This is a genomic window from uncultured Kushneria sp. (assembly GCF_947497025.1).
In the GTDB taxonomy this organism is placed as follows: domain Bacteria; phylum Pseudomonadota; class Gammaproteobacteria; order Pseudomonadales; family Halomonadaceae; genus Kushneria.
On sequence record NZ_CANMFC010000006.1, the window covers coordinates 120,879 to 133,887 of the forward strand.

Annotated in this window: 12 protein-coding genes; 5 read left to right on the forward strand and 7 right to left on the reverse strand. The window is 62.1% G+C overall.

The window, feature by feature from the left end; translation table 11 throughout:
- The first annotated feature begins 36 nt into the window (after positions 1-36).
- From Q0931_RS12305 to Q0931_RS12315, 3 genes are all read left to right on the forward strand, one after another.
- Positions 37-1,440, forward strand: coding sequence for a sodium:solute symporter (locus Q0931_RS12305; RefSeq protein WP_299260699.1), 1,404 nt, complete (start codon positions 37-39; stop codon positions 1,438-1,440).
- Between the two features lie 78 nt (positions 1,441-1,518).
- Positions 1,519-1,695 carry a hypothetical protein gene (locus Q0931_RS12310; RefSeq protein WP_299260701.1) on the forward strand — a complete coding sequence of 59 codons (177 nt, stop codon included), beginning with the start codon at positions 1,519-1,521 and terminating at the stop codon, positions 1,693-1,695.
- 95 nt (positions 1,696-1,790) lie between these two features.
- Positions 1,791-2,993, forward strand: coding sequence for an MFS transporter (locus Q0931_RS12315; protein ID WP_299260703.1), 1,203 nt, complete (start codon positions 1,791-1,793; stop codon positions 2,991-2,993).
- Positions 2,994-3,031: 38 nt separating this feature from the next.
- Here Q0931_RS12315 and Q0931_RS12320 read toward each other — a convergent pair whose 3' ends face one another.
- From Q0931_RS12320 to Q0931_RS12345, 6 genes are all read right to left on the reverse strand, one after another.
- The gene (locus Q0931_RS12320) at positions 3,032-4,537 is read right to left on the reverse strand and encodes a tripartite tricarboxylate transporter permease (RefSeq protein WP_299260705.1); all 1,506 of its coding nucleotides are present in this window, start codon (positions 4,535-4,537) and stop codon (positions 3,032-3,034) included.
- Positions 4,538-4,634: 97 nt separating this feature from the next.
- Positions 4,635-5,168 (reverse strand): tripartite tricarboxylate transporter TctB family protein, encoded by a 534-nt coding sequence (locus Q0931_RS12325; protein WP_299260707.1) that lies wholly within the window; start codon positions 5,166-5,168, stop codon positions 4,635-4,637.
- Positions 5,165-6,175 (reverse strand): tripartite tricarboxylate transporter substrate binding protein, encoded by a 1,011-nt coding sequence (locus tag Q0931_RS12330; protein WP_299260708.1) that lies wholly within the window; start codon positions 6,173-6,175, stop codon positions 5,165-5,167. Before Q0931_RS12330 ends, Q0931_RS12325 begins: the two co-directional genes overlap by 4 nt.
- A gap of 161 nt (positions 6,176-6,336) precedes the next feature.
- The gene (locus tag Q0931_RS12335) at positions 6,337-6,867 is read right to left on the reverse strand and encodes a chromate transporter (RefSeq protein WP_299260709.1); all 531 of its coding nucleotides are present in this window, start codon (positions 6,865-6,867) and stop codon (positions 6,337-6,339) included.
- Positions 6,864-7,442, reverse strand: coding sequence for a chromate transporter (locus Q0931_RS12340; protein WP_299260710.1), 579 nt, complete (start codon positions 7,440-7,442; stop codon positions 6,864-6,866). Before Q0931_RS12340 ends, Q0931_RS12335 begins: the two co-directional genes overlap by 4 nt.
- Positions 7,443-7,445: 3 nt before the next feature.
- Positions 7,446-9,077, reverse strand: a complete 1,632-nt coding sequence (locus tag Q0931_RS12345) for a gamma-glutamyltransferase family protein (RefSeq protein WP_299260711.1) — start codon at positions 9,075-9,077, stop codon at positions 7,446-7,448.
- 210 nt (positions 9,078-9,287) lie between these two features.
- On the opposite strand from Q0931_RS12345, the gene Q0931_RS12350 reads away from it, so the two are divergent.
- A complete protein-coding gene (locus Q0931_RS12350; protein WP_299260712.1) occupies positions 9,288-9,950 on the forward strand; it encodes an FCD domain-containing protein in 663 nt (220 codons plus the stop codon).
- Between the two features lie 60 nt (positions 9,951-10,010).
- On the opposite strand, the gene Q0931_RS12355 is transcribed toward Q0931_RS12350, so the two are convergent.
- The gene (locus Q0931_RS12355) at positions 10,011-11,015 is read right to left on the reverse strand and encodes a 2-hydroxyacid dehydrogenase (protein WP_299260713.1); all 1,005 of its coding nucleotides are present in this window, start codon (positions 11,013-11,015) and stop codon (positions 10,011-10,013) included.
- A gap of 227 nt (positions 11,016-11,242) precedes the next feature.
- On the opposite strand from Q0931_RS12355, the gene Q0931_RS12360 reads away from it, so the two are divergent.
- Complete coding sequence (locus Q0931_RS12360; protein ID WP_299260714.1) at positions 11,243-13,003, forward strand: MFS transporter; 1,761 nt, start codon at positions 11,243-11,245, stop codon at positions 13,001-13,003.
- Positions 13,004-13,009: the final 6 nt, after the last annotated feature.

Genomic DNA, 13,009 nt, shown 5'->3' on the forward strand with positions numbered 1-13,009 from the left:
GACTGCCTGATAACAACCACAAACGGAGGACAGGCCATGCACGCACTGTTCGTCATGGGCTATATCGCGCTGATGCTGGTTATCGGCCTTTACTTTTCACGGCGCAAGGTACACGACGACAGTGATTTCATCGTCGCCGGGCGCTCGCTATCCACCATGGTCCTGACGGCCACGCTGCTGGCCACCTTCGTCGGCTCGGGCTCGATTGTCGGTGGCGCAAGCTTTGTCTTTCAATATGGTCCCGGGGCGGCCATCTTCTTTTTTGCCGGCACTCCGATTGCCGCGCTGGTGGTCTATTTCCTGCTGGCGGCGAAAATGCGCCGCAGTGAAGCCACGACCATCCCGGGGCTGATCGAGGCCCGCTTCGGTCCAACGGCGCGCACGCTGGCATCATTGATTATCCTGCTTGCCTACGTGGGCATCGTGTCCTATCAGTTTACCGGCGCCGGACAGGCCCTCAACCTGGCCTTTGGCCTGCCGGTCTGGCAGGGCGTGCTGATCTCGGCCGCCGTCATGATCGGCCTTGCCACCATGGGCGGGCTGATTTCGGTGGCCTATACCGACTACATGAGTGCGGTGATCATCTTCGGCAGCATGCTGCTGGCTGTCCCACTGGTACTGATACCGCTGGGCGGGCTCGACGGGCTGTATACCGCGCTGCCGCAGGTGCAGCAGTCGCTGCTGGGCGGGCTTTCTCCATGGCAGGCGCTGAGCTATTTCCTGCCGCTGTTTCTGCTGATTCTGGGCGATCAGAACCTCTTCCAGCGCTTTGCTGCCGCGCGTGACCCGGCCACGGCCCGCAAGGCAGCCATGGGGCTGGTGATCGCTTCCATTGCCTGTACTTCGCTGATCACGCTGCTGGTATGCGCAACCCGCGTCCTCTATCCCGATATCACCCCGTCTACGGCCATGATGACACTGGCCCAGCAGGGGCTGCCCACCGTGGTGGGTGGACTGCTGCTCGCTTCGATCGTGGCGCTGTTGCTGACCACCGGCAACTCCTATCTGCTCTCGGCGTCGGCAAGCCTGACCCAGGACATTCTGGGCGGTCTTCTGAAGATGCGTATTGCCCCGCACCGGGCGCTGCTGGCCAATCGTCTGACGGTGGTGGCCCTGGGGATACTGGCCTGGGTGCTGGGGGCATTTTTCCCAAGCGTGCTGGCGATGCAGATGTACTCCTACGGCATGTATGGCGCCGCGATCACACCGGTCTTTCTGGCCGCGCTTTTGTGGTCACGCGCCACGCCTGCCGGGGCACTTGCCGCCATGATCACCGGCGGCGGCGCCACGCTGATCTGGGAGATCGCCCTGGGCAAACCGATGGGCTGGAACAGCGTGCTGGTCGCCATGCCGCTGGCCACCCTGGCAATGGTCGCGGTCAGTCTTATTGGGCGCTCTTCGCGTCCGGCAGGCACTCCAGCGACCGGAAATAACGGGTAATGGGCGAACTGTTCATGCGTTTGAAACCCGTGGCACCAGGTCATCATGTCAGCCGTTATCGGCCAGGAAAATATCGACATGCCCTCTCTGTTTCGTACGCTTTGTACTGCGCTTTTGATGTTCACACTGGCGGCCTGCAGCTATCAGCCGGCGCGCATCAATCCGGAGCCGGCGGTGATCATTGGTGATGGTCATCATGGCCACGGCAACGGCCATTTCTGCCCGCCGGGACAGGCCAAAAAGGGCAACTGCTGACACATGGCGCCTTCGGGCGCCATTTTTTATCCCGGCATGAAGGCGACCTGCGCCATGATCTGTACCAGGCTTGCTGCACAACAGGGAGTCCCTTCATGTCCAGATCTGCCACATCGACACAGCGCTCGCCGGGGCGTGTTTCATTTCTGCTGATCACCTTCGCTTTTTTGATGGCCATGCTGGGCACCACACTGCCCACGCCGCTTTACCCGATCTATCAGCAGCGGATGGACTATTCCCAGATCATCATTACGGTCATCTTTGCCGCCTACGCCGTAGGGGTGATTACCGCCCTGATCGGCTTTGGCAGCTGGTCGGATCAGCTGGGACGAAGACGACTGTTGATCGCAGGTCTGGGGCTGGCGGTGGTCAGCGATCTGGTCTTTCTTTCGAGCCCCGAGCTGGTGCCTCTTTTGATCGGCCGGCTGCTGTCGGGCCTGTCGGCCGGGATCTTTACCGGCACGGCAACCGTGGCGGTGATCGAGCAGGCCCCGCCCGAGTGGCAAAGGGGCGCGACGCTGACCGCGACCGCGACCAATGTCATGGGGCTGGGACTCGGGCCGCTGGTCGCGGGCGTGCTGGCGCAGTACGTGGCCTGGCCACTGCACCTGCCCTACGCGCTGCATATTATCCTGTGCGCTCTGGCCATGGTCGGGGTGTGGTGGGCGCCGGAAACGGTCGAGCGCCCCGAGCGCATCAGGCTTCACATTCAGCGCCTCGGCGTGCCCGATGAGGTGCGTGGGGTCTTCGTGCCGGCCGGCATCGCAGGCTTTGCCGGCACGGCGGTGCTGGGGTTTTTCACCGCCGCGGCGCCCTCCTTCGTGCAAAGGATTCTCGAGATCGACAATCTGGCCATGATCGGCGTGGTGGTCATTACGCTTTTTATCGCCTCGGCGCTGGGCCAGGCGTGCATGCGCTTTATTCCCGAGCGTCAAAGGCTCGTCAGTGGCTGTCTGATTCTGGCATTGGGCGTGCTGGTGGTGGGTAGCGCCATTGGACTGGCCTCGCTGTGGCTGATGCTGCTCGGTGCGGCCATTTCGGGCGCCGGTCAGGGCATTACCCTGCGCGCCGGACTTGGCGAGGTTGTGGGCGCCTCCCCGAAGGATCGCAAAAGCGAGGTCACCTCGACCTACTTCGTGGTCATCTACGTGGCAATCTCGCTGCCCGTGGTCGGACTGGGCGTGACGGCGGCCATGACCGGGCTGGTGGCGGCAGGCATTGCCTTCTCGGTGATTGTCGCGGCGCTGGCACTGACGGCCATGGGGCTTTTGATTCGGCGTCAGCGCCGCGAGGCGTGAGGACCACAGTCGGCCGGACATCTCCGGCCGCATGCTTGTCAGGGACTGGCGGTACGACGCTTTTTGAGAAGTCGCCTGACCGTCAGAGCGACCGACAGCACGGCCAGCAGCAATAGCATGGCCGAGATCGGCCGGGTGAAAAACAGCGTCCAGTTCTCATCTGCCATCAAAGCGCGGCGCAGATTGGTTTCCGCAATGGGCCCCAGAATGACCCCAAGGACCAGCGGTGCCAAAGGGTAATCCAGTTTGGCCAGCAGATACCCCACCAGCCCGACGCCCACCAGCAGGTAGAGGTCGGTGACCCGGTTATTGAGGGCAAGCGCGCCTATCGCACAGCAGACCAGTACCACCGGCACGATAATCGATTTGGGAATCTCGGTGATCCGTACAAACCAGCGCATGCTGATCAGGCAGAACACCAGCACCATCCCGGCGGCCAGAAACATCGCCAGAAACATGCCGTACACCAGATCGGCATTATTCATGATCAGTCTGGGGCCCACGCTGACGCCCTGCACCATCAACGCCGCCATCAATACGGCATCGACCGCACTGCCGGGAATACCCAGCGCGATCATCGGTATCAATCCGCCACCGGCCGTGGCGGAATTGCCCGACTCGGAGGCGACCACCCCGTCGGCAATACCGGTACCGAACTGCTCTGGCGTTTTTGAGGCGCGTTTGGCCTGATCATAGGCGATCAGATTGGCAATGCTGCCGCCCGCGCCGGGGACGGCGCCGATAACGACCCCCACCATGGAGGAACGCAGCAGATTTCCGGGTCGGCTCAGCACCTCACGCATGACGCCAAACGGCCGAAAATGCATTTTGCCCCTTACCAGCGCCTGCCCCTGCTTCAGCTCTGTCGGGTTTTCGACTTCGCTGGCCAGCTGGCTGACCGCAAAGATGCCGATCAACATCACCAGAAACGGGATACCCGCGGCCAGCACATCGACGTCAAGGGTGAAACGAGGCACGCCCATCATCGGGTCCGGCCCCACCGTCGCGATGAAAAGCCCCAGCAGGCTCATCATCAATCCCTTGAGCACCGATTTGCCGACCAGACTGGCCACCACGGTGACTGCGAACAGGATCAGCGAGAAATATTCCCAGGGGCCCAGTTTGACGGCAATCAGGGCCAGCGGTGGCGCGGCGATAATCAGGACCACGGCACTGATCAGCGCACCGAAAAACGATGCCCAGATGCCCAGCGCCAGCGCGCGTCCCGGTTCGCCCTTGCGCGCCATGGGATAGGCGTCAAAGGTGGTGGCCACCGCCGAAGGGGTACCGGGAATGCCCAGCAGTGCCGCACTGATCAATCCGCCCGACCCGCCACCGACATAGACGGCAAGCATCGTGGCGACGCCCTGCAGCGGCGACATGGTGAACGTGACCGGTAGTGCCAGCACAATCGCCATGGTGATCGTGAACCCCGGGATGGCGGCGGCGATCACACCTGCCATGACGCCAATCATCATGCTGACGAGCGTCGCCAGCGAAAACAGTTGTTCAACGCTGCCAAGCAGCGCATCGGTCATCGGCATGGAAGACTCTCCTGCCCCATTGGTGTTGTTGTCACGGGGCCGTTGATCCTGAAGTAATGGGTGCTCGAGTGCTCGATCCCAGGGGACGAGTGTCGAGCTACCACAAGCGGCCCGAGGGCAGTGGGATCATGAAGACGTGGCCAAAGAGCGCGTCAAGGCCGGGGCCGAATACCACCGCAATGACGCAGGCCACCAGCAGCCGGCGTCCGCTTCGAGCCCCCAGAATGATCTGAACGACGAGCAGGAACAGCAACGACGACAGTGCGAAGCCAAGCCAGGGCATGAGCAACGCATAGGCACAGAAGGCGGCCAGGGTGGCAAAGGCCAGCCGTCGCTGCATGAACCAGCGCCCGGCCCCCACGCTTGCCGTCGGGTCGGCATGTCGCAGCGCCATCATGGACTGACACATGATCGCCAGATTAAAGAGCACCAGCGCCCCCAGTATCAGTCGGGGGAACGACCCGGCGCCCAGCGGCTCCCACATGGAGGACGGCAGATCGCCGGCCTGTACGAACAGGCCGATGAACAGCGCCGCAAGCCCTGCGTTGAACAGGATGTTGGCGATGGCCTTGCCACGCTCGCTACTGGCCTCTCGCGTCGCGCGAGAGGCCCTGTCGGCGACGGTACTCATCGGGCCAGCCTGCTTGATAGGCGCTTGACCGTAGCGTCGACATCGGCCAGATAGTCGGCGTAGGCCTGCGGTCCCATGAACTCGACTTCTGCGCCTGCCTTGTTGACCCGCTCGATGAACCCGGGGTCTTTGGACATGGCTTCGAAACCCCTGGCCAGCGTCTCGACCCTCGCCGGATCGATCCCCCTGGGCGCGACGATGCCACGGTTAATGCTCAGGTTGAGATTGTCGTAGCCGAGTTCCTTGAAGGTCGGCACGTCGGGCGTCTGCTCGAGGCGCTCCTTGCTGCCCACGGCCAGAAATCGCAGATCGCCGTTTTTGACGAACTCAAGGCTCGATGAGATATCGCCTATCGAGGCATCGATATGGCCGCCTACCAGCGAGCGGATACGCGCCCCGGTCCCTTCAAAGCCGACATAGCGGAATTTGGCATCAATGGCATCCTCGATCATTGCCGCATGCACATGGGGGATCCCGCCAAGCGTGGAACCAACACGGATTTCGCCGGGGTGAGCCCTGGCGTATTCGGCGAACTCCTCGAAGGTTGTCCACTCACTGTCAGCGCTGACCACGAGATATTGCGGCGAGGAGGCCAGCGAGGCGACAGGCTGAAAATCATCCCAGTTGAGAGACGTCAGGCCGGTGGCATGGGAGGCCATCAAACCTTCATGGATCTGCCCCAGGGTATAACCATCGGGCGATTTCTTCGCGAGTTCCTTGAGGCCAATGGTGCCACTAACGCCGGGCATGTTGATCACAGGCATCGGTTGACCCAGGTATTGCTGGGCGGCGTTGGAAATGATGCGCATCAGGGCATCGCTGCCGCCGCCCGGCGACCAGGGCACAATGAACTCAATGGCGTGATCGGGATAGTCGTCGGCCTGTGCCGATTGAGTCGTGGCAAGACAGGTGGCTGCGCCAGCCGTCAGCGAGACCACCGCTGCACCGGAGACAAACAGACGGCTCAGGCGCTTTCGAGTGGCATGGAGAAAGACGTCATAAAACATGGGTTGTCCTTATTGGTCTTGTTGGTTTGACAGTGTGTTGATGGCTTTTTATTGGCCGTTTTTGTGGTTATGGCCGGTGTATCGTTGTTTTTCCTGTATTGCCTTTCCTGTATCGCCTTTAAAACGGGGCGGCGGCATCACCCGGGGCGTTTTCCCCTTGATCAGCCGAGTAACAGACCGCCGTACACCAGCCCGGCGACCACGGCCCAGACCGGATGGAGCCTGAGCCACACCAGCATGATGCCGGCGATCGCGGCGATGATCGTGGTGTGAATCCAGCCGGCGTCACCGACGCCTTCGCTCAGAAACGACCAGGTGAGATAGCCCATCAGCACCATGATGACCGGCCTGACCCACTGGCTCATCGACTTGACCTTGATCGAGTCCCGATAGCGATACAGCGTTCCCAGCGCGACCAGCATCAGAATCAGCGAGGGCGCAACGGTGGCAAGCGTGGCCACCAGCGCACCGCCGATACCCGCCACATCATGGCCGATATAGCCGGCCATCTTGGTGGCAATGGGGCTGGGCAGGGTATTGCCGAGCGCCAGCGCCTCTGCAAATTGCTGCGAGGTCAGCCACCCATAGCGGCCGACAACCTCGTTTTCAACCAGAGGAATGATCGCCGGTCCGCCGCCATAGCCGATGATGTTGGGAATGAAAAACGCCAGAAACAGCTCCCAATAGATCATGATTCGGCCTCCGCGTGGCGCTTGCGCCCTCTCTCCGGTCGCAGCAGGGCGGCGATGAGGACCGCGCCAATCACCAGTCCGGGATGAATATCGAGCCCGTAGATCAGGCCGCCGGCGACCGCGCCCATGATCAGGGTCACGATCCAGCCCAGCACGGCGCGTGATTTCTGAAAGAAGTCCCACGTCAGCTGGGCCATCATCACCATGACGACCGGAACGACGCCCTCGCTCATGCCCTGAATCCAGCGCTGGTCGCGGTAGCGCGTGAAAAGCCCCAAAAGCAGCAGCATGGCCAGAATGCACGGCACGATGACGGCGACCACGGCATTGATGCACCCCACCACGCCGCCAACCCGGTAGCCGATGGTGCCGGCCATTTTGGTGGCAATCGGGCCGGGCAGCGTATTGCCAATGGCCAGCACGTCGCTGAACTCGTCATCGCTCATCCACTGATAGCGCGTGACCGCTTCAGAATGCACCAGAGGAATCATCGACGGCCCACCGCCGAACCCGAGCAGGCCGATGCGCAAAAACGCCATGAACAGATGACGCTGTCTTGTCAGGGTCGAAGACATGGTTCAGAGCACCGTAATGCTGGAGTCGGTGCGCGGCTCGGTGCCGCCGCAATAGACACCGCTTTGCGGGTCACGAAGGATGATCTGGCCACGACCGTAGGCCGTGCTGTCCACCGCCATCGTCATTTGATGACCGCGCTCAACCATCTCGCGGATCACATGCAGCGGATAGCCGGGCTCAATACCGATCCTGCGACCTCCCATCCATTGCCAGCGCGGTGCATCAAGCGCCGCCTGCGGATTGAGTCCGAAATCGACCAGATTCATGACGACCTGCATGTGTCCCTGGGGCTGCATGACCCCCCCCATGACCCCAAAGGGCCCCAGCGCCTTGTCGCCCCGGGTCAAAAAGCCCGGGATGATGGTGTGAAAGGTACGCTTGCCGGGTGCCAGCACGTTGACGTGGTCTGCTTCCAGACTAAAACCGTGCCCACGATTTTGCAGCGAAATGCCGGTATCCGGCACGACCACGCCAGATCCGAAACCGTGATAATTGCTCTGGATATAGGACACCATGTTGCCATCGCGGTCGGCGGTGGCCAGATAAACGGTGCCGCCGGCTCGGGGCTCGCCGGGCTCGGGGTCGATGGCGCGCTCACCGATCAGGCGGCGACGGGTGTCCGCGTAGGCATCGCTCAACAACGAGGCAACGCTGGTGCGCATGTGCTCGGCGTGAGTGATGTGATAATGGCCATCGGTATAGGCCAGTTTCATCGCCTCCAGCTGACGATGCAGCAGCTGCGGATCGTCACGCACCGTGATATCAAAGCCTTCCATCATCTGCAGGGCCATCAGTGCCACCATGCCCTGACCGTTGGGCGGGATTTCCCAGACATCGAAGCCGCGGTAGTTGACCGAGATCGGCTCGACCCACTCGGGTTGGTAATCGGCCAGATCGTCCGCCCGAAGATAGCCGCCCGTTTCTCGTGAGAAGGCATCGATCCTTTGCGCCAGATCGCCGCGATAGAAACTCTCGCAGTGACTCTCGGCAAGCGCTTCAAGCGTGGTCGCCAGCGCCTCGTTGCAATACATCTCGCCTGGCTGCGGCGCATGGCCTTCAGGTGCAAAATTCTCAAGCCAGGGGGCAATGGCCGGGTCATCCGCTCTGGCGCGAAATTCTTTCTCGGCTCTCTGCCAGAGCTGGCTGATGACCGGCGAGACGGGAAAGCCTTCCCGCGCGATACGAATGGCCGGCGCCAGCAGCGCGGCAAAATCCAGCCGGCCGTATTGCCTTGAAAGTTCTGCCCAGGCCGCGGGAATACCGGGAACGGTGACCGGCGTCCAGCCGTGCAGAGGCATTTCACCATGACCCGCCGCCCTGACTGCCTCGGGCGTCAAGCGCTTCGGTGCATGCCCGCTGGCGTTAAGCCCATGAAGCCTGCCTCGCCCCTTCGTGTCTTCCGCCAGCCAGACCAGTGCAAAGGCGTCCCCCCCGATACCGTTGCCGCTGGGTTCTACCACCGTTAATACAGCGGCGGTCGCAATGGCGGCATCGATGGCGTTGCCGCCCTGGGCCAGAATATCGCGCCCGGCCTGACTGGCCTGGGGTTGAGAGGCCGCCACCATGCCGTGGCTGGCATAGGTAGCGCTGCGGCGGGAAGGAAAGGGATTGTTGTGATCGAAAGCGAGCGGCATGGCGTTCTCTATTTTGTTCTGCGTCGAATTGTTATTTGGTTCGCTGAAAACCGTAGAGCCTGCGATAAAACGCATGGATCGTTTATAGTGTAAAAAATCGATTTTTTACTATGGCGTCGTATTCTCCTGCAGGTCAAGCCCCATGTTGGCAGGCTACCCGGGAATCGCGCGGTAGTGAGTTGGCACCACTGCATAAAAAGGTCCGTCTTTATGAACACCGAAGCCCCTGCAGCGAGTACGGCGGCAAGCCAGTTATACGCGTTATTGAAGCGCGACCTGATCGATGGCCGCTTTACCGCGGGACAAAAACTGGCGATCACGGCACTGAAGCAGTACTACGGCGTTGGGCTGAGTCCTCTGCGGGAAGTGCTGAATCGTCTGGCCGCCTACGGCCTTCTTGAGCAGGAAAATCAGCGCGGCTTCCGGGTACCCGCCCTCAAGCGCAGTGAACTCGACGACATCACCGATCTGCGTCAGCGGCTCGAGGGGCAGGCGCTGGCCCAGGCGCTTCAGTCAGGCGGCGATGAATGGGAAGCCGGCCTGCTGGCGGCCTTTCACCGGCTCAAGCGCGCCGATGAAGCGCCGGAGAAACTGGAGCACTGGGAGCAGATGCATCTACAGTTTCACCGTCATCTTCTCGAGCCCTGTGGTTCGCCCTGGCTGCTTCGCTTTATTGAACAACTGCATGATCAGTTCGACCGTTATCGCCGCATGGCCCCCGCCAACGACACGGTGCGAGCGACCCTTAACGATCAGCACGCCCAGCTGGTCGATCTGGCCATGACACGCGATATCTCTGCGGCTCGGGCACTGCTCGAAGAGCACATCCGGCTCTCCTTTGAGGTGGCACAGGGCGCCTGTCACGGGCGTTGACCTCGCGATGACCTGCCTGGCTGCCAGTAGCAAGGCCCTGCCCCATGGATAGACGCTCACCTAGCGAGTGATCAGCGCATTGTCACAGTGGACGCCGCGTGTCAGGCAGAGCAGGTTCTGAAAGGTCACCTGAGCGATTTCGCGCAGGGCCTCGACCGTGAAAAAGCCCTGATGGCCGGTCACCAGCACGTTGGGAAAGGTCATGAGACGCGAGAACACATCGTCATCAATGATCTCGGAGGAGCGGTCCCTGAAAAACAGCCCACTCTCCTGCTCGTAGACATCGATGGCCAGCGCCCCGAGCTGGCGCGACTTGAGCGCCTCGATCACGGCGCAGGTGTCGATCAGCGCCCCACGGGAGGTATTGATCAGCATCGCGCCGGGCTTCATGCGGGCAAGCGAGGCGTCATTGATCAGGTGATGGGTGGCCTCAAGCAACGGGCAGTGCAGCGAGACGATATCAGCGCGGGCCAGCAGGGTATCAAGCGCCACGATCTCGCCGATATCAGCAAAATCTGGTGCGGGAAAGGGGTCACTCCCCAGGACCCGACACCCCAGCCCCTTGAAGATACGCGCCGTGGCCAGGCCGATACGGCCGGTGCCGACAATACCGACCGTCCTGCCATGCAGGGTCACGCCCAGCAGACCGTCGAGGGCAAAGTTGCCTTCCCGCACCCGGTTGAAGGCGCGATGCGTATGACGATTGAGCGTCATGGCCAGTGCCAGGGCATGCTCGGCCACCGCTTCGGGTGAGTAGGCCGGTACCCGCGCCACGAAGAACCCGAGGCGCTCGGCGGCGTCCAGATCAATGTTATTGAACCCGGCGCAGCGCAGCACGATGGCCTTCACCCCCATGCCGGCCAGGGCCTCGAGCACGACCGCATCAAGCACGTCATTGACGAACACGCACACGGCGTCACTGCCCTCGGCCAGCGCCGTGGTCTGATGGGTCAGCGTCGCCGTTTGATAGACCAGTTCAAAGGCTTCATCGGCAAAGCCCTCGAGATGGGTCTCCTCAAAGAAACGTTCATCGTAGGGCTGGGCACTATAGAGGGTGACTTTCATGGAACACTCCGCAGACTGGTGGCGCTCAGGGGCGGCGGTTGATGGTCGGCTGACGACGACTTTAGCAGGCGCCCCGAGGACGGTTTTGATGCAGGACAAATGGCCGAAAAAAGCGGTGCAATGCCCTGTTGGTCGTCACGAAACGGCGTAACATGAAGCTCTGCCCGGCCCGGCCCGGTTTCAGATGCTATCGAATTGATCGGACGCTACCGACTAAAGAGTGCCTCATGCTGCAGCCTGTATCCCGCCAGAGTGACCTGACATTAGAGAAGACCGCCATTCCGCCTCGTCCGGAGGACGTCAGTACCTGGGCGCCGCTCTCTATCCCTGCCTTTCGCATCATCTGGATCGCCAACCTCTTCGCCAACCTGGGGGTCTGGGCACAGTCAGTGGCCGCGGCCTGGGTCGTCACCTCGGCCCAGTCAAGCCCCGTCATGGTCGCCATGATCCAGGTGGCTGCCGCCGCGCCTCTGGTACTGATGTCGATTGTGACCGGCGTGATTGCCGACAACTACGATCGACGACGGGTGATGCTGTTCGGGCTGTTTATCGAGGTGCTGGGCGGGGTCTTTATCACCGTCATCGCTTTCATGGGGATGCTCACGCCGCCCCTTCTGATCGCCTCGATCCTGTGTGTCTCCGTCGGTGGGGCCATCACGACGCCGGCCTGGCAGGCCGCCGTCAATGAGCAGGTACCACGTAACCTGGTCAGCAGCGCCGTGCTGCTCAACAGCGTCAACTACAACGCCGCCCGCGCCATTGGCCCGGCCATCGGCGGCATGCTGCTGGCAGCACTTGGGCCTGCGTGGATCTTTCTGCTCAATGTCCTGTGCTTTTGCACCCTGATCTGGGCGCTGTGGCGCTGGCGACGCGCGGTGCCTGAAAAGCATCTGCCCCCAGAGCGGCTCTGGGAAGGCATCAAGGCCGCCATCCATTTCACCCAGTATTCCAGCGTGACGCGGCTGATCATGCTGCGTTCGTTCGTCTTTGGCATTTCGGCGAGTGCCATCTGGGCCCTGCTGCCGCTGCTGGCCCACGATCATCCTGGCGGCAACGCCTCGCTGTATGGCTACATGCTGGGCGGACTGGGCATTGGCGCGATCGCCGCCAGCATGCTGGTCAATCGCGCCCGACGGCGCCTGGGCAGCAGCCGATTGATCAATGTAGCAGCCATGGCGCTGGGCAGTGTGATGCTGTTGCTGGGCGGCACCAGTACACTCTGGGCAGTATTTCCGGCCCTGGTCATCGGCGGCAGCTGCTGGATCGCGGCAGTCGCCTCCTACAACTCTTCCGTGCAGGTACTGGTGCCAGACTGGGTCAAGGCCCGGGCACTGGCGCTCTATCAAACGGCGCTTTATGCCGGACTCACACTGGGCTCATTCATGTGGGGCCACATGGCCGAGAGTCTGGGTACACAGACGTCACTGTTGATGGCCGGGGCGCTGCTGATGGTGTCGGCGTTGATGTTCTGGCCCTCGCGCCTGCCGGCGCTGGACAGCGACAGCCTCCTGGGGGCACCGGAGGCTCATACCGAAGCCCCGGATTTCGATTTTGATCCGGCCCGAGGCTCGGTCATGGTGACCATCGAGTATCGCATCGGTGCCGATCAGGTCCGCGACTTCGCCCGTGCGGTGCGTCCGCTGCGCCGGCTTCGACTGCGCAACGGCGCCAAGCGCTGGTCGCTGTATCGCGATATCGAAGCGCGAGACCTGTGGCAGGAGGTCTTTCTGGTGCCCAACTGGCTGCAGCATCTGCGCATGCAGGACCGCCAGACGCTGGCCGACCGCGCCATCGTCGAGCGGGTCGCTGCCATGCACACAGGCCCCGAGCCGCCGCTTGTTCGCCATGGCGTGAGCTATCGCACGGCCCGTTACGAAGGTGAAGGCGCCGCCCTGAGACCGGTGCAGACCACGGCCCATGATGATCAGGCCCCCTGGGCGATGGAAGATCATCACGAAGCCCCTGACAGCGCGCCGCCCGGGCGTTAGGCTGTC

Bases quoted from the DNA above. Each gene is read 5' to 3' on its own strand.
- Q0931_RS12305 (WP_299260699.1), top strand. From the start codon at position 37: ATGCACGCACTGTTCGTCATGGGCTATATCGCGCTGATGCTGGTTATC.
- Q0931_RS12310 (WP_299260701.1), top strand. From the start codon at position 1,519: ATGCCCTCTCTGTTTCGTACGCTTTGTACTGCGCTTTTGATGTTCACA.
- Q0931_RS12315 (WP_299260703.1), top strand. From the start codon at position 1,791: ATGTCCAGATCTGCCACATCGACACAGCGCTCGCCGGGGCGTGTTTCA.
- Q0931_RS12320 (WP_299260705.1), bottom strand. From the start codon at position 4,537: ATGCCGATGACCGATGCGCTGCTTGGCAGCGTTGAACAACTGTTTTCG.
- Q0931_RS12325 (WP_299260707.1), bottom strand. From the start codon at position 5,168: ATGAGTACCGTCGCCGACAGGGCCTCTCGCGCGACGCGAGAGGCCAGT.
- Q0931_RS12330 (WP_299260708.1), bottom strand. From the start codon at position 6,175: ATGTTTTATGACGTCTTTCTCCATGCCACTCGAAAGCGCCTGAGCCGT.
- Q0931_RS12335 (WP_299260709.1), bottom strand. From the start codon at position 6,867: ATGATCTATTGGGAGCTGTTTCTGGCGTTTTTCATTCCCAACATCATC.
- Q0931_RS12340 (WP_299260710.1), bottom strand. From the start codon at position 7,442: ATGTCTTCGACCCTGACAAGACAGCGTCATCTGTTCATGGCGTTTTTG.
- Q0931_RS12345 (WP_299260711.1), bottom strand. From the start codon at position 9,077: ATGCCGCTCGCTTTCGATCACAACAATCCCTTTCCTTCCCGCCGCAGC.
- Q0931_RS12350 (WP_299260712.1), top strand. From the start codon at position 9,288: ATGAACACCGAAGCCCCTGCAGCGAGTACGGCGGCAAGCCAGTTATAC.
- Q0931_RS12355 (WP_299260713.1), bottom strand. From the start codon at position 11,015: ATGAAAGTCACCCTCTATAGTGCCCAGCCCTACGATGAACGTTTCTTT.
- Q0931_RS12360 (WP_299260714.1), top strand. From the start codon at position 11,243: ATGCTGCAGCCTGTATCCCGCCAGAGTGACCTGACATTAGAGAAGACC.